The 15,757-nt window shown below is 61.0% G+C and carries 15 protein-coding genes and 2 tRNA genes; 12 read left to right on the top strand and 5 right to left on the bottom strand.

Going from position 1 to position 15,757, the window contains the following annotated elements; translation table 11 throughout:
• Positions 1–10 precede the first annotated feature (10 nt).
• The 7 genes from OIT41_RS15785 (at position 11) to OIT41_RS15755 (ending at position 6,145) form a co-directional block, all read left to right on the top strand.
• Positions 11–673 carry an MOSC domain-containing protein gene (locus OIT41_RS15785; protein WP_264636780.1) on the top strand — a complete coding sequence of 221 codons (663 nt, stop codon included), beginning with the start codon at positions 11–13 and terminating at the stop codon, positions 671–673.
• A 452-nt stretch (positions 674–1,125) separates the two neighbouring features.
• Positions 1,126–3,333, top strand: a complete 2,208-nt coding sequence (locus OIT41_RS15780) for a DEAD/DEAH box helicase (protein WP_264636779.1) — start codon at positions 1,126–1,128, stop codon at positions 3,331–3,333.
• Between the two features lie 226 nt (positions 3,334–3,559).
• Entirely contained in the window at positions 3,560–3,922 is a 363-nt protein-coding gene (locus tag OIT41_RS15775) for a LysM peptidoglycan-binding domain-containing protein (RefSeq protein WP_264636778.1), read from the top strand.
• 118 nt (positions 3,923–4,040) lie between these two features.
• Positions 4,041–4,112 (top strand) — tRNA-Thr (locus OIT41_RS15770).
• 62 nt (positions 4,113–4,174) lie between these two features.
• A tRNA-Met gene (locus OIT41_RS15765) sits at positions 4,175–4,248 on the top strand.
• A 369-nt stretch (positions 4,249–4,617) separates the two neighbouring features.
• On the top strand, positions 4,618–5,202 hold the full coding sequence (locus OIT41_RS15760) for a DUF6932 family protein (protein ID WP_264636777.1): 585 nt from the start codon (positions 4,618–4,620) through the stop codon (positions 5,200–5,202).
• A gap of 211 nt (positions 5,203–5,413) precedes the next feature.
• Positions 5,414–6,145, top strand: a complete 732-nt coding sequence (locus tag OIT41_RS15755) for a hypothetical protein (protein WP_264636776.1) — start codon at positions 5,414–5,416, stop codon at positions 6,143–6,145.
• 46 nt (positions 6,146–6,191) lie between these two features.
• Here the strand turns inward: OIT41_RS15755 and OIT41_RS15750 are convergent, their stop codons facing one another.
• Positions 6,192–6,785 carry a recombinase family protein gene (locus tag OIT41_RS15750; RefSeq protein WP_264636775.1) on the bottom strand — a complete coding sequence of 198 codons (594 nt, stop codon included), beginning with the start codon at positions 6,783–6,785 and terminating at the stop codon, positions 6,192–6,194.
• Positions 6,786–6,962: 177 nt separating this feature from the next.
• On the opposite strand from OIT41_RS15750, the gene OIT41_RS21020 reads away from it, so the two are divergent.
• The gene (locus tag OIT41_RS21020) at positions 6,963–7,577 is read left to right on the top strand and encodes an HNH endonuclease (RefSeq protein WP_413542289.1); all 615 of its coding nucleotides are present in this window, start codon (positions 6,963–6,965) and stop codon (positions 7,575–7,577) included.
• Between the two features lie 203 nt (positions 7,578–7,780).
• Here the strand turns inward: OIT41_RS21020 and OIT41_RS15745 are convergent, their stop codons facing one another.
• The 3 genes from OIT41_RS15745 to OIT41_RS15735 all read right to left on the bottom strand — a co-directional run bounded on the left by OIT41_RS15745 (position 7,781) and on the right by OIT41_RS15735 (position 9,821).
• Positions 7,781–8,473 (bottom strand): hypothetical protein, encoded by a 693-nt coding sequence (locus OIT41_RS15745; RefSeq protein ID WP_264636774.1) that lies wholly within the window; start codon positions 8,471–8,473, stop codon positions 7,781–7,783.
• A gap of 305 nt (positions 8,474–8,778) precedes the next feature.
• A complete protein-coding gene (locus tag OIT41_RS21015; RefSeq protein WP_413542334.1) occupies positions 8,779–9,174 on the bottom strand; it encodes an HNH endonuclease in 396 nt (131 codons plus the stop codon).
• Positions 9,175–9,689: 515 nt separating this feature from the next.
• Positions 9,690–9,821: a hypothetical protein gene (locus OIT41_RS15735; protein WP_264636772.1), complete on the bottom strand. Its 132-nt coding sequence runs from the start codon at positions 9,819–9,821 to the stop codon at positions 9,690–9,692.
• 603 nt (positions 9,822–10,424) lie between these two features.
• On the opposite strand from OIT41_RS15735, the gene OIT41_RS15730 reads away from it, so the two are divergent.
• From OIT41_RS15730 to OIT41_RS15720, 3 genes are all read left to right on the top strand, one after another.
• Positions 10,425–11,567 (top strand): tyrosine-type recombinase/integrase, encoded by a 1,143-nt coding sequence (locus OIT41_RS15730; protein ID WP_264636771.1) that lies wholly within the window; start codon positions 10,425–10,427, stop codon positions 11,565–11,567.
• A gap of 265 nt (positions 11,568–11,832) precedes the next feature.
• Positions 11,833–12,264: a hypothetical protein gene (locus OIT41_RS15725; protein WP_264636770.1), complete on the top strand. Its 432-nt coding sequence runs from the start codon at positions 11,833–11,835 to the stop codon at positions 12,262–12,264.
• Positions 12,254–12,433, top strand: a complete 180-nt coding sequence (locus OIT41_RS15720) for a hypothetical protein (protein ID WP_241707057.1) — start codon at positions 12,254–12,256, stop codon at positions 12,431–12,433. Before OIT41_RS15725 ends, OIT41_RS15720 begins: the two co-directional genes overlap by 11 nt.
• Before the next feature lie 1,113 nt (positions 12,434–13,546).
• Here the strand turns inward: OIT41_RS15720 and OIT41_RS15715 are convergent.
• Entirely contained in the window at positions 13,547–14,539 is a 993-nt protein-coding gene (locus tag OIT41_RS15715; RefSeq protein WP_264636769.1) for a LysM peptidoglycan-binding domain-containing protein, read from the bottom strand.
• A 555-nt stretch (positions 14,540–15,094) separates the two neighbouring features.
• Here OIT41_RS15715 and OIT41_RS15710 point away from each other — a divergent pair.
• Positions 15,095–15,751: an SDR family oxidoreductase gene (locus OIT41_RS15710; RefSeq protein ID WP_264636768.1), complete on the top strand. Its 657-nt coding sequence runs from the start codon at positions 15,095–15,097 to the stop codon at positions 15,749–15,751.
• The last annotated feature ends 6 nt before the right edge of the window (positions 15,752–15,757 follow it).

Below are 15,757 nucleotides of genomic sequence, written 5' to 3'. Positions count from 1 at the left end.
GACTGTAGTCATGGATACCGCATCGTTGCTTGCCGTTTGTCGGGTATACGAGCTCCTGCCCGATCCCGAAGGGTCTGTGGGAGTGACGGCCATCGACAAGCGCCCGGTCGACGGGCCGGTGAAGGTCCACAAGCTGGGAGTCCACGGGGACATCCAGGCGAGCCGGATCCACCACGGCGGCGAGGACCAAGCCCTCTACGCGTACTCGCAGGCGGACGCCGATTTCTGGGCGAATGAACTCCAGCGGGACATGCCCGCCGGGATCTTCGGCGAGAACCTCCGCGTTGCCGGAATCGAGACCAGCGGTGCCGTGATCGGCGAACGGTGGAAGATCGGCCTGGACGTCGAGGTCGAGGTCACATCGCCGCGTGTACCGTGTGCGACTTTCCAGCGCCGCATGAATGAACCCCAATGGGTCAAGCGTTTCACGGAGGCAGGGCGGGTCGGCACCTACCTGCGCGTGGTTAAGACCGGCTCCATCTCGGCCGGCGACTACATCCACAAACTGTTCGTGCCCAAGCACGGCATCACGGTGGGGCAGTGGTTCAGCAACCCCAACCTCGATGACATGCAGTTGCTTCTCGACGCTGAGGCGGACGGAGAGATCCTGCTGCAGTCCGACTACCATGACAGCTTCGAAAAGCTCTTGCGCCGCAACGGGGTGGACGCCTGAAAGCGGCCCTTGAGCGGACAGCCTGAAGTGCGGTATTAGAGGCGGCCCTGAGGGCGGCTTTGAGGGCGCCGGCGGCGCGTTTGTGCGCAAGCTCACCGCCGCCGTCGGCCGTTATGTCGCCACGGGGCTGATCTGTGCCCTACACTTGAACTATCCCCCACTCCGGAAATCCCTTTTTCCTGCCCAATTCTTGAGGCAGGACTGGTCAGTGTTGGGGCCCGCAAAATGTGTGTGGGCAGTTTCATAGGGAGAGCCGGGCGAAGAAAACGCTGTACAGACTGCTGAGATAGCAGCCAAGAGATGCAGCGGGAAGTCCTGCCATGGGATTGCGACAGCGCCGGACTTCTTGCGAGCACCAGAGCCTCCTGGTTCTTTTGCCCGCAACGTGTACTGCGGCCAAGCCCAACCGGGCCGCGCCGACTGGCCCCCTATGGATGAGGAAACTTTCCCCTATGCCCGAAAACCTGAACGACCCGTTCGTCGCCGAGTCTGCTGAAGAAGCAGAGACCGCCGTCGAGATCGCCGAAACCGCACCCGCCGCTGAGTTCATCGAGGCTCCGGCCCCGGTCGAGGCTCCTGCCTTCACTGAGGCGCCCGCCGAGGCGCCCGCCAAGGCTCAGGCTGAGGCACCCGCCGCGGCTCAGGCTGAGGCGCCCGCCAAGGCTGAGGCACCCGCCGACGACGAGGAAGACGGCATCCGCTTCGTCGACCTCGGAATCGACCCCCGCGTCCTTGCAGCCCTGCAGGACGTCGGCTACGAGAAGCCGTCCCCGATCCAGGCAGCAACCATTCCGCTGCTGCTCGAAGGCCGCGACGTCGTGGGCCTCGCCCAGACCGGCACCGGTAAGACTGCAGCTTTCGCAGTACCGGCGCTGTCCCGCCTGGCCGAACTCCACGACCTCAACGGCCCTTCCCGCAAGACCCAGGCACTGGTTCTCGCTCCGACCCGCGAGCTTGCGCTCCAGGTTGCCGAGGCCTTCACCTCGTACGCCAAGCACATCGATGACTTCACGGTCCTCCCCGTTTACGGTGGCTCCGCCTATGGCCCGCAGCTTGCCGGCCTTCGCCGCGGTGCACAGGTGGTTGTCGGTACCCCCGGCCGCGTCATCGACCACATCTCCAAGGGTTCCCTGGACCTGTCCGAGCTGCAGTACCTCGTACTGGACGAAGCCGACGAGATGCTCCGCATGGGCTTCGCCGAGGACGTAGAGCAGATCTTCCAGCAGACCCCCGAAGACCGCCAGGTTGCACTGTTTTCTGCCACCATGCCGAGCCAGATCCGCCGCATGTCCAAGCAGTACCTGAACAACCCGGCTGAGATCTCGGTGAAGTCCAAGACCACCACCGGCGCCAACACACGCCAGCGGTACCTGCAGGTCATGGGCCCGCACAAGCTTGACGCCCTGACCCGCATCCTCGAGGTGGAAGAGTTCGACGGCGTTATCGCCTTCGTGCGCACCAAGATGGCTACCGAGGACCTCGCTGACAAGCTGAAGTCCCGCGGCTTCCAGGCTGCCGCCATCAACGGTGACATTCCGCAGCAGCAGCGCGAACGGACTGTCGACGCACTGAAGGAAGGCCGCATCGACATCCTGGTGGCCACCGACGTCGCGGCCCGTGGCCTTGACGTTGAGCGCATCAGCCACGTGGTCAACTACGACATCCCGCACGACACCGAGTCCTACGTCCACCGCATCGGCCGTACCGGCCGTGCAGGCCGTAGCGGCGACGCCATCCTGTTCATGACGCCGCGGGAGAAGTACCTGCTGCGTTCGATCGAGAAGGCCACCCGCCAGCCGGTTGAGCAGATGCACCTGCCCACCGCCGAGACCGTCAACACCTTGCGCCTTGGCAAGTTCGCGGACAAGATCACGGAGACCCTCGAGTCCGAGGACGTTGCCGCGTTCCGTGACTTGATCTCTTCCTACGAAGAGGAGCACAACGTTCCGGCGTCGGAGATTGCTGCTGCGCTGGCCGTCATGGCACAGGGCGGCCAGCCGCTCCTCGTCAAGGAACTGCCGGCTGCACCGGAATTCCAGAAGCGCGAGCGCTCCAAGGACGGCTTCGGTTCCCGTGGCCCGACCCGCGCCCTGACCGAGGGCAACGCCACGTACCGGATCGCCGTCGGACGCCGTCAGCGCGTCATGCCCGGTTCGATCGTTGGCGCCATTGCCAACGAAGGCGGCATCTCCTCGGCACAGATCGGCGGCATCGACATCCGCTCGGACCACTCCCTGGTGGAGCTTCCGGCGGACCTGAGCCCCGAGCAGCTGCGCGCACTGTCCCGCACCCGGATCGGCGGCGAGCTGATCCACCTTGAGCTGGACAACGGTCGCAAGCCGGCGTCTGACCGCGGCGGCGAGGGTGGCGGTTACTCCGGTGGCAGCCGCGGCGGCGACCGTGGCGGCTACTCCGGTGGAGACCGTGGCGGAAACTTCAAGGGCAACGGTGGCTTCAAGAAGGAGTTCCGTAAGACTGAAGGCGACCGTGGCGGCTACGCCGGCGGCGAGCGTTCTTCCGCTGACCGCGGCGGCCGTTCCTACAGCGAGCGCAGCAGCGCCGGTACCGGAGCGGGCAGCTACGCCGACCGGGGCGCACGCAAGCCGCGCACCGGTGGCGACGCTGGCAACCGCGATTTCAACCGCAAGGGTAAGTGGTAAACAGGACTAGTTCCTGGGTTTTTGGCAGAGGCCGGCTTTCGAGCCGGCCTCTGGCTGTTTAACGGCGGTCTGGGTTTAGCGGGGGCACGTGCCGTTCGTGTCTGTACCGTCCTCCCCATGTTTGCCCTCCCGAAGGCTCAGGATTGACCGACCCGCCGTGTCGCAGAAGCATTCCCAAGCCAAACATGGGGAAGACGTGCGGCCCCGGGTGTGGAAAGGTTGGTTCATGGGTTTCCTCGATGGGTTGAAGAAGAACCTCGGCTTCGACAAGGCCAACCACAGGCAGGCTGGACGGCCCTCGGAGGCCCCGCAGGAGGCCGCTCAAGCCTCAACGGGGGAGACGGTCCAGGCTGCCGGGCCGGAGCCGTCAGCGGAAGCTCTCGTGGTTCCGGACCCCGCAGTGCCCGACGCCGGTGCTCCCGCCGACGGCGGAGGGCAGGTCATCGAAGTCGTAGTGGAAGCAGACGATACCTTGAGTGGCATCGCCTTGCAGTTCGGCGTCGACTTGGATGCCCTGATCGCCGCGAACGCGGATACCGTGCCCAACCCGGACCACATCTACCCTGGACAGGTGCTCCGGCTGCCCTGATTCAGGCCCTTTCCGGCTCAAGAATCCGGCGCGGATGCAAATTGTGTCGGGGTCGTTTTTCCCTGTCCCGCAGCCGATTTGTGGCCTGAGAAATCGTCCGGTAGAGTATTTACTCGTTGCCCCCCTAGCTCAGTGGTAGAGCGCGTTCTTGGTAAGAACGAGGTCACCGGATCGATTCCGGTGGGGGGCTCTGAATGAGGGCCTGTGTCAAGGCGGTTTTTGACCGGCTTGGCGCAGGTTTTTCTCATTCGTGGCGGTGTAGCTCAGTTGGTTAGAGCGCACGACTCATAATCGTGAGGTCGGGAGATCGAGCCTCCCCACCGCTACATAAAAGAACCCCCGGAATCCGCAAGGTTCCGGGGGTTTTTCGTTGTTCGAAAGAAAACGCTTGACAAATGAGGATTCCTCTGCATTCCCTCAGAATCGTAGCCATTCTCTGAGTGATGGCTACAAAATGGCTACTAACAACTCCTTTCTGGAAGGTCCGGCGTCGGCGCTGGTTTGTTTAGGGCGGCCGTGTTGGCTCTCAGGAGGGCTTGATAGACCTCCGGCGCTATCTCCTCCCTAAAGGGCGGGATAGGAACCCACGCGGGCTTCGGAGGGCTTCTAAGGGCTTTGAGCTCCTGTGGGCGCTCGGATCACGTGTACTGCTGTGTTCTCGCAGCAAGCGCCTGCATCTGCGGCCTCATGTAAGAATGGCAAACGGAAGTGGCGACGAGGCACTTCGGCTTATTGGGGGGACCTTGATTCCTGAAATCGACAAACAGACAGAAGCGCTGCCGCCGGGCCGTTACCACGCGACGCAGGCTGAGATAGAAGCGGCGTTCCTAACTTCGGAGCGACGTAAGGAGTTATGGCAGGAATGGCAGGACGCTACCGCCCTGCTGAATAGTGCCGTTGACGTTGCCTCGGCTTGGCTTGGAGGCTCTTTTTTTACGTCCAAGGAGGAGCCGGGAGATATCGACTGCGTTTACTGGGTCGATGCCGAGCACCTGATGAGCTTGGGGCAGGATGACCGGATTATTGTCGAGACGTTCGCTGGGGGAGGGTCCCTCGAAGCTCTCGGATTCAGGGTTGACGCTTATCTCGTGCCTTGGGTCAGCAACCCCACTCCGATTCCAAGAGGTGTTGATGATCGCAACTACCACTTGGGACGTGGATACTGGGACGACCTTTGGGCCAAAATGAGATCAGGCGCGAAGAATAGTCAGCCCTCGCGCTTAGACTCGTATCCCAGACGAGGCTACGTGGAGGTGACCATCGATGGGTACGGAAAGTAACAGTCCCGGCATTGCCGATCTTCGCAGCAGAATCCTTAGCGCCGCCTCTACTCCGAAGTGGAGTACTCCTGATGATTTGTCAAGGATGAGCTTCGAAGCGCTAACTACCCGCTCCGAAGGGGCTAGGGAGAGTTTGTCTAATGGCAGCATCCACCTCGCAGGTGGCGGGGTGAGTGGCTCGTCTGCCAGTTTCTCGGACGTCGGTGACGTCATGAAGAATTTTCAAAAGCTTGTCACTGCACTGGGGGCTTCCCGTCGGGGGTACACCAATCTCAAGGGGAAGATCGCGGCAGACGTATCGTCCCTCACCAACTTGCGATTGATTGCCAGCCCTTTTGTTGGATCCGTAGTCCTGGATTTCATGCCCGATATTCACCCCAGCGAAGAGTTGTCACCGGGTGGCCAGCCGGCAATCCTCGATCAACCAACAGAGCAGCTATCGGATACGGCAGTGTCAGAGGCTCTGGAAATTCTTGAGTCAATCAAAGAAGTTGGGCCGGATGCGGATGGTTCTGAGTTTCTAGCCTCTGTGTCAGCACGCGGCCCTCGGGCTGCAACCGCCGTAAGGGACTTCGCTAGAACACTCGCAGCCGGTGATTTTGAGACAGACTTGAGTTGGCGAATTCCTGGTCGTACTACTATTCGAACGATCCTCACCAGTTCACAGGCAGATCACATAAGCCGCCTGATCGTGAATCGTGAACTCGACAAGGACGAGACAAGCATCGAGGGCGTGCTACGCACCGTCTCCGACCTGTCCGCGCTGTATGTACAAACGGATGAGGGGTTGGAGTCAATTGACGGGAAGGACCTCCCGCCGGAAGTGATTGCTGCTGCGCACGTGCAGGCAAGAGTTCGCGTTCGCGTGGAGATGACGATTCAGCAGCGCCCAGGCGGAATCGACGTACCCAAGTACCGCGCGCTGAGTATGGAATTTCTTTAGACCAACACGGACTCCGTTGGCGGCTGTTGCAAAGTGAGTTTTGCGTCTACTTGGCGAGATAGCGGTACAGCGTGGCGACGGAGACGCCCACGGCATCAGCAATTTCCCTAGGGTTGAGCACGCCCGCAGCGTGCAACTCCTTTGCCCTGGTGATCTTCGGGCTGTCCAGCAGGGTAGGCCTGCCACCGTTGCGGCCACGTGCCCGCGCCGCCGCAAGGCCCACGTTGGTCCGCTCCCTGAGCAGGTCACGCTCGTACTCGGCCAGCGTTCCGAAGATTCCCAGCATCAACTTTGCCTGCGCTTTGTTCCCATCGGTGCTGAGCATGGGGTTATCCAGCACCCGCACGCTCACGCCTCGCTCTGCCAATTGCTGGAACAACTGAATGAGGTTTCCAAGGGATCGGCCCAAGCGATCCAGTTTGGCAACTACCAACGTGTCCCCCTCCCGCAACGCGTCAAGACACTTATCCCAGCCGGGGCGGTTGACCTTGGCACCGCTTACGCCCTGGTCTGTGAACAAGTGCCGTGCATCATCCTTGACACCTGCAGCCAGCAGAGCGTCCCGCTGTCCGTCTGTCTTTTGCTCTGCGGTACTCACCCGCATGTAACCGATAAGCGCCATGGCTTGCTCCGTTCTCATTTACTCATTAAAAAAGCGTGTTACGGGAATTAGATTATGCGAACGAGTTATGAGAATGCAACTTCCTTGCTAACACTGGGGACAGGCGCGCACTGCTGGCCCTCCTTCTGAGACTCAGCAAACGATCGTTTTATGCGACAGAGTCACAATGCCAGAGGGAGAAGCTAGCCTCTGACCATGAAGCGACTATGTGCGCACTGCGGGGGATCGATACCCGAGACCCGAAGCTCTAGGGCGCTGTACTGTTCGTCGCAGTGCAACCAAAAGGCTCATTATTGGCGACACCATAACGAGGCCCTCGTTCGCCTAGCAGTTCAGCGGGCAATGCGTGGTCGCGAGTATTTTCGGACGAAGGCCAAAGAGAGTAAGAAGCGAAGACTCGCCGAGGACCCTGGCCTGAAGGCAAGGCTGCGGGCGTTGTCCCGAATCGATTACTTGAAGTACCGTGAGGCTCGGATCGCCAAGAATCGTGTGTATGCGAAGAGCCACGTAGAGTTGCGCAATTTGCACTCCATCACGAGGCGAGCGCGCGCGGCGGGTGCCGAAATAAACTACTTCACGGAACGTGACTGGCATCGACTCAAGCTGCGTTATCGCCATTGCTGTGCATATTGCGGCCAGTACTCAGAGGTGCTTCATAAGGAGCACGTCATCCCTCTTGGGCGAGGAGGGCGTCATTCCGTTGGCAACATTTTGCCTGCCTGCGGATTCTGCAACCTCTCAAAGCATGACAGCACTGTTATGGAGTGGCGAATGCGCCTGCTGCGGATTGCAAGGTTGCAAAGCAAATAGCAAACCCATCGGCCCGGAGTAGGGGGAGGGACCCGGCTCCGCTCTTGCTGCCCCCCGCTCGTGATAGCGTCCGCCGATCTGTACGGGATAAGGGGTGACGGAACCGGCAGAGCATTCTCAAAATGGGCGCAACATTTTCGAAAAGCTTTCTAGGACAGGGCAGGCGGGACCACAAAGCCCCGCATGCCCTGCCTTGGCGGGTGTTAGTAGATGTACGAGGTTTCGGACTTTGCCGCGACTTCTTCGCCAAACAGCACGATCCACTCCGCACGTCGCTGGATTGCCTCCCAGCGACCCCGCCCGTGGACCTCGGGCACGGGTTCGCCGTCCACCTCGATCCATACGGGCTTGTACCTCTTTTGATCCTCGTGGCCCCAGGCCAGAGAGGATGCGGGGTTGCCAGTGCCCTGGTCATTTGCGGCGTCGGACTCTTTAGCGTCGGCAAGCAGACGCAGACGACCCTCGTTGTGTGCCGCGCACAGAGCCACATGTTCAGTGAGCAGGGCGGCAATCTTCGAAGCCAGGGCTTCGGCCTCAGGGCGGAGCCTGTCCATGTGGATGCCGTATTCGCCAGCCTCAAGCCGCGCCCGAACGAGCGCGGTTCGGGCGGCCTGGACAGCGCCGCCGGCCACGGTGGCGGCGCGGCTCTTGGCTTGGTGCTGGAGCTTGAAGAAGCGCAGCTCGGCGTCTGCCTTGGTCAGGTCATCCAACCCGGCCGTCGGCTCGTCATCGGCAATGCATTGCTCGATGCGCTTGAGTTCTGCATCCGCTTTGCGAACGCGTTCCTCGATGGCTGGCAGTTCGGCAATGGCGGCGGCGTGCTTCGCCTCGGCGTCACTGACGCCTTTCACGGCGGAAGCGACATTGGCGGATGTCTTGGTGGTCGGGCTGGTCATGCGGGTTTCCTCCTGCGGAAATACGGTGGGTAGAGATGGTCGGTGGGTGATGGGAGGGGGAGGTGGCTACCTCCCATCTCAAATCTGAGACGGAGCAGTAGCCAGAGCCCGTTTTTTGGGTGCTGTGCGTCCGAGCCGTCGTCCGTTACTGCGCCACGGGCCAGCTTCCTGCTTTGGAAAGGTGGCGACGATGGGCGTGCAGGGGTCGCACGGCGGTTTACTCGTTTTGAAGCCGTCTTGGTGGCCGTAGGAAGCTTGCGATGCGCATCTCGCGCACAGGCCCAGGTCACGGTAGCGGCGATTCATTAGGTCCCACTCTTTCGTGCGGGAAATTTCGGCAGTGGTCGGTCGGGGCATATGGTCCTTTCCTGGTAGGGAGGGCGTGGCCGGTTGGCGACGCCTGACGATGTGTGGTGCTGTCGCTTGCCGTTGGCAAGCGGGAGTCCATGGCTTTCCGCGAACTCGGTGACGCAGGCATTGTTTGCCGCGTCGGTGTTGACCCAGCCCTTGTCGGGGCCGCGCCGTTTTCGGCGCTGGTTCTCACGGCTGGTAACCGCTTCCAGATGGAGTGGATTCGCGCAGTCGCGGCGCTTGCACGTCCGGTGATCCAGTTCAAGGCCGGGCTTATGCCCGCCTTGGAGTAGATTCCAAGCGACGCGGTGGGTTAGCCACAGGGCAGTGTTCGCACCCTCGGGAACCATGACGCCGTATCCGCCGTCATTCTTCGATCCACGCCACAGCCAACAGCCGTTGCCGTCTGCGGTTATGCCGTGGCCGAGTCGACGGAGGTTCAGTGTTTCGACCTCGTGGGTGATCCTGAGGTGCTGGACCTCGTGGCTTCGGCAGTAAAGGACGCCGTTCATGCGGCGGGCCCCGTCGTCCTGATGGTTTCGGCATCCGGGCCAGTGGCACCGCAAGTGGCCGTACTTGCGGTCCCATGCTTTGTAGTGCGTCCAGCACATTTGGCGGCTGGCGGCATTCTTGCCGCATTGCCTGATCTTGCATTTACCTTGGGTCTTAGGTCTGCCCAGATTGGTCTCCAATCATGTCCAAGAAAAAACGTCGGTGTGCCCACTCTGAGATGGGGCTCTTGCAGGTGCTCGCGGGAAGTTGGCTCATGCAACGTGCGCCAAAGAGGGCCGTGCATTATTAGGTAAACCGTTGGGGGAGTAGTGTTCTTCTCGCTGCTGCCGCGTAGCCCTAGCGAAGCGGCAGCTCATGCAATCACCTCCTGCTGCCGCATCCAGTTCTCAACGTCGGATAGTCGGTAGACGACCTTCGTGCCGAGGCGTATCCGCTTCGGCCCATCGTGCAGGTGGGTGGCGAGGAACTTTTCGCTGACGCTCATGAACCGGGCGGTGGCGCGGCGGTCCATGTATAGGGATGCGGTAATCTCTCTGGCTTTTTCGACTGTGTCCAGGGGGATGCTCGGTGACAAACAGGCTCCAGTAGGTTGTAAGTGCCGACGGCCAAAGGGCAGGCGGCAGCGCGGATCGCACGCCCTTGCCGGGCGCGTGGAGGAGGAAATGGACTCGCGTGGCCTCAAAGGCCCGGACCGAGATATGTGGCCGGGGACTACCCGTGAGGACAGAGTGCTGAGTGGTCGCCCGCAGGGTCGGTGAAACTTTTCCCATCCCAAACTGGGCAATCATCAGCCAGCGGGTGAGTCCGAAGTGAGGGCGTCTCCAACCCTTCGCTCGTGGACTTGGCAAAACACTAACAGGGGATTTTCGCCTGGAAATCCACTGACAATCCCTTCACTTCTCGATTACTCACCTCTTCGTAAAAAGGGTGGGTGAGGGATGTGTTATTTGAGATGTGCGTTCCTTGGTGCTCCGGGGATTACAGGACGTTTCTCGTGCACTAACGTGTGTAAGTAACGGTTTGATAACGGTATAAGTCGTCAGGAATTCTTCGCGAGCCTACGATAATTGTGGCTACTATTGTGGCCATGGCTATCAACAAGCTCCCCAATGGGAAGTATCGGCACGATTACCGCGTGGACGGCAAGCGTCGCTACAAGCAGTTCAGGACCAAGGCCGAGGCCTTGGCCCACGAGTTGCAGGTCAATACCGCTAAGGCCGGTGGCACACTTATCGACACCCGCAAGGGTGGCAAGATCAGATTCCACGAGCACTACGTGGAGTGGCTCGGCAGAATCGAGCGTGTGGGCGCGAGGGGCCAGCGGCCAGCCTCTCCTGTAACGGTTGCCGGATATCGGCGCGTTTACGAAAAGCACATGAGGCCTCACCTTGAGCACCGGACATTGGCGAGCTTCACGCTTCCAGTGATCAATGACTGGCTGAAGACCTTTGAAACGGACGATGCGCGCCAGCGGGCATACCGCCAGCTTGGCCGGATGCTCCAGTACGCCGTGGACAGCGGCTACCTCGCTACCAATCCAGCACGCAACGCGACTATCAACCACGTGCCCACGCCCACGCCCGTCAGGGAGCCCGCCGCCCTAACTGCCTCCCAGCTTCGCGCGCTCGCAGAGCAGGCGGCGAGAGGTGGCCGCTACGCGGATGCGTCCCATGACGCATACGGGCTTCTCGTTCTGTTTGCTGGTACTACGGGGCTGAGGTGGTCGGAGATATCCGGCCTCAGGGCCGGTGCCCTCAAGTTTGGCAATAGCCCTGAGGTTGTAGTGAGGACAACGCTCGTGCCGGTAGATGGCCGGCTGGAGTTCAGGGAGACGACAAAGGGGCGCAAGCCCCGTTCGGTGCCGATTCCTGGCTCGGTGGCGGTCGAGCTTGAGGAACACGTCAAGGGCGTCGCCCCCCATGCCCTGGTCTTCACGTCCCCTTCGGGCACTGAGCTCAGGTCGTCCAATTTCGCACGTCGCATATTCCATCCTGCCGTTGAGCGCTGTAAAGCTCTCGATCCAGACTTTCCCTCCATCGTCTTTCACGACCTGCGACGTACCGCCGTCACGCTGGCCGTCAGTGCTGGTGCCAACGTCAAGTTGGTCCAGCAGATCGCTGGTCACAGCTCCGCTGTAACGACGATGGACGTATACGCTCAGCTTTTTGCCCACGATGCCCAGTCGTCGGCTAGGGCCGTGGATGGGCTGCTGAGTGCCGCCGCTCGATAGTCGGAGTTTGTCTACCGAAAACCGAGTGGCTACAGAATGGCTACAGACTGGCCATTATGGCCAGTGTTTTAGGCAGAAAAATAAACGACTCATAATCGTGAGGTCGGGAGATCGAGCCTCCCCACCGCTACAAGTTTCAGCAGGCCAGAAGCGTTTCGCTTCTGGCCTGCTGCTGTTTTGAGCCTGCTTCTGGGGCCGTGACCACAAGGGGTTCGTCTTCTGGATGGGCTGTTTTGCGCCCAGGACCAGGGTTTACGCTCTGGTCATGAGATCCCGGAGCAAGGGAAGGAAGCCCCCAATCGAAGTGGTCTTCTCCGTAGGGGCGTTCATGGTTGCCTTAGCGGTGATCGACGTCCTCGGCGTTTGGGCCGTCTTCCAGATGGTGTCGGGACCGCCATGGGTTCCGTGGCTCTTTGGATTTGTCCTGCTGCTGCTTTCCGTGATCTGTGCCAGCTTGGTGCAGGCCCTCAAGCACGGCGATCGAAACATGCGCTATTACTTGAGCTTCGCCGTCGTGGTGTGCGGTTTTGGCTTTTCTTGGCCACCGTCATGGAGATGGTTGCTCTTCCTTGTTCCTATTGCCCTCATCGGCCCGCTGTGGCTGCCGCGAGCCCGGCGTTTCTTTGACGATGCCCGCGATGAGTCCTCTTCAAATGCGGGCGGTCCGCGCGGACAGGGCACTGATGATGAAACTTAGAGTCGCCATTATCGGGTTCGCTTTGTTCATTTTGATGGCGATGGCGCTCCTCGCGGCCCTCTTCCCAAACCTCGTGCGGCTTCTCACGGCTGGCATGCCCCTCGTCATGGGCGCCGCGCTGTTGGCTGTGGTTATCCTGGAACGGTCGCGACGACGTCGGAACAAGTAGGCCGGGTGCCCGGCAAAAGACTCCGGTCGCCACCACCCCGCAAGCTGAATCTCCCCCCTGTCCTGACCGCAGCCCGCAAGCCTGCTGGGCACTAGCCGTAAAGATTTCGTAAAGATCCTGCTGAATGGCTGGGAGCACCGTCGACCTGCCGATAGTTTTTAGAGGGCGCCGCCACTTGGGTGTCCCCCAATCCTCAGGTGGCGGCGCTTCTCGACGATGGCCCGCTCTTACGCGCTTGCGGTGGAGTTACCCGCACCATCGAAACTCTGCTTGCCAGCCATCCACTAGACAGCCGCGAACCATGCAGAATCCTGGCTTCGGGCAGCGCGCAAGTCCCCGGGAGCGGCCGCAGAGTAGGGTTCAGGATTAACACTAAATCAGATTTTTGCAGGAGCATTTGGCGCCCGGTCGAACACTCTTAGTTGAATCTTGATCTTTTCTTAGAGTTTCCTTGAGGTTCACCCTGTATTGAGGCCGTTTCGTTTGTGTGGCCATCTCAAGCTACGATCAGGAGGTTGTCCGGACCGAAAGGCATCGCTGCTCGTGGATTTTGGCCGCTTTCTCATTGACCTTGTGGTCTTCGTTGGCATCACAGTCGTGCTGATGTGTTCCTTCCATCTGCTGGTGCTGTGGCGCTCGAAGCGGAAGTATGCGAAGCTGTCGCGCCCTGAAAGGCGGCCCCAACCAATCCGCGATGCTCAACCGGGCGCAGAGCGGTTGATATCTGTTCCTGATCGAGCCTGACCCCCGTGCGTCCTGTTTTGAGGGCGAGTCGGTGATGCGAAAGCTTGGCTCGCCGTTTGCGGCGGACTGGCAACGCGTTTTGCGATCAAGCGGAGACTATCCGCGGCGTCCGAAGGCCATGACAATGGCTACCACAGCCGCGACGACCAGTACCGTCGCAACCCAGATCCACTGTTGTCCGTCCAACTTCGCCCCAATCTCAGGTCTTGATTCAGTCTCCCAAAATGGAAGCTATTGAGCGAGGTCTTATCGGGAGATCGAACATCCCCATCACCACAGAAACAGAAGAAGGCCAGGAGCGTTGAGCTCCCGGCCTGCTCATATTTGGGCTGCAGGGTTCCGCAGGCCTCCCGCCAGGCCTTCCCGGATTCAAAGAGGGTCAGGAAGGCGCCGTCGCCAGCTGCGCCGACGGGGCCAGCCCTCGTTCAACGCGATTACCAGCATCTGGTTGGTTCCCGGGATGCACGTCTGGAGTACCGCCCGGGGAAACCCGCCGAATACCGCTGCGACGTTGTTGGTGGTCCCGCCTTGGGGCACCTGGCCGCGGGCTGTCACGGTGTACATGCCGTACCCGGGGATGCTCACTTTCTCGCCGACGCCGATCCCCGAGAATTGTGCCCATCCTCCGCAGAAATCGTGTTCTGTAATGAACAGCGAGTAGGCGTCCGTGGGCGTGAAGTGGATCGGGCCAATGCAACTATCCACAGCGGCCTGGCCACCTGAACCCGCAACGTAGATGGTCCGCACCGCCGGAGCAGGAGCAGGGGCAGGAGCCGGTGCTGGTGCCGGAGCGGCTGCCGGGGCCGCGGCAACCGACGGTCCTGTCAGCTTCAGCACCTGGCCGGGCACGATCACCGAATACGCGCTGAGGCCGTTCGCTGCCAGCATAGCGTTGACGTCGACGCCGAACCTGGCGGCTATCGAGCCGATGGTGTCGCCGCTGACCACCGTGTAGGCGTTCGTGTCCGTCGCAGGATCAGGGGCCGCAGCGGGTGGAGCTGCGACTGCCGGCGCCGCTGCGGGGGCTGAAGGCGCGACGGCGGCTGGCGTCTGTGCGGGCACGGGCACCAGCGTGGCTGCCGGGGCAGCGCTTTCAACCGGCGTCGGATTGGCAGCGGCCGGCGAAGGCAGGGTGAGCCCGGCTCCCGAGCCCAGGAGCGGTGCGATGGCGGAACTGGTGCCTCCTGGCGCCAATACCTGTGAGTAGTTCTGCATCGTCACGGCCGAAACGGCGACGACTGCCACGATTGCCCAAGTGACTATTGATGCCTTGTACCTGGTGAGTGTTCTTACCCCCGCGGATATCAGGGCGAGGACGCTGCCTCCGCTGATCCCGCTGTGCCTGTACTCCTGCTGATACATGTCATATCCCCGTGATTCATCGTTTCTGGGGCAAGTCGGTTGGCTGGCCCTGGAGGTGATGCGCAGGCGCAGGGGACGGCGCTTGTTGAGACCCTTTTGCTTAATTGCGCAGCACTGAGGAAGCCCTCAATTCATCCCAATTCGAATAAATCCATCAACGGGATGTAACCCGGCTATTTGGATAAATCCATCAATGAGATTTATGAATGAGGCATTCCTTTTCCTGCTGCAGGTGATTTGAGTCTAGAAATTCGAAATTAACTCCACACGAGTGGGTGCCACTTGCTTTTATTTCCCGCCATCGACCCAACACTCGCAAGGCGTCACCGGCAGCGAGGGTGTGCCTGAAGTGTCCAGGTCCTCCGGTCTTCGAGCGGAAAATGTGATGGCGATTAAACTAAGTCTGCTTAGTCTTTGAAGGCCCTATTTGTTCGAAGTATTTACGAATTAGTCATTCCTTTCCGCAAATGCGAAGATGGCTATTTTTCGGGAATTTATCCACCGACTTGGGGAGGGCGCGGCCGAGGGACTTGACCACTGCGACAGAATGGGTCCATGAGTCGAATCGCAATCATCGGCGGCCACGGCAAGGTGGCCTTGCACCTGTCCCGCATCCTGAGCAACGAAGGCCACGCGGTCACTTCCTTCATCCGCAATCCCGAACACGCGCCCGACGTCACGGTGACGGGTGCAGCCCCGGTAATACTCGACGTCGAGAAGTCGACGACGGCGGAGATCGCCTCGGCGCTTGACGGCCACGATGCGGTGGTGTGGTCAGCCGGGGCAGGGGGCGGCAGCCCGCAACGTACGTATGCGGTGGACAGGGACGCCGCCATCCGCTCGATGGATGCCGCGGCGCAATCGGGCGTGGCCCGCTATGTGATGGTGTCCTACTTCGGGGCCGGGCCCAACCACGGCGTTCCCGAAGACAACAGCTTCTATGCCTATGCGGAAGCCAAAGCCGCGGCCGACGAGTACCTGCGTGGGACAGACCTCGACTGGACGATCCTGGGTCCGGGGGCGCTGACGAGCAATCCGGGCTCTGCGCTCATCGAGGTAAGCCCCGCGGACCCGGGCGCCGGGACGGAAACCTCGCGGGCCAATGTCGCCTTGGTGGCTGCCGCCGTCTTGGAACTGCCGGAAACTGCGCGCCGCACCATCGAGTTCAGGGACGGTGCGGTGCCGGTGGTCGAGGCCCTCACAGCGTCTTAACCGCCC

The sequence above is a fragment of the Arthrobacter sp. YA7-1 genome, from assembly GCF_025960325.1.
Lineage (GTDB): Bacteria > Actinomycetota > Actinomycetes > Actinomycetales > Micrococcaceae > Arthrobacter > Arthrobacter bambusae_A.
This window is presented reverse-complemented; position numbering and strand designations above follow the sequence as displayed.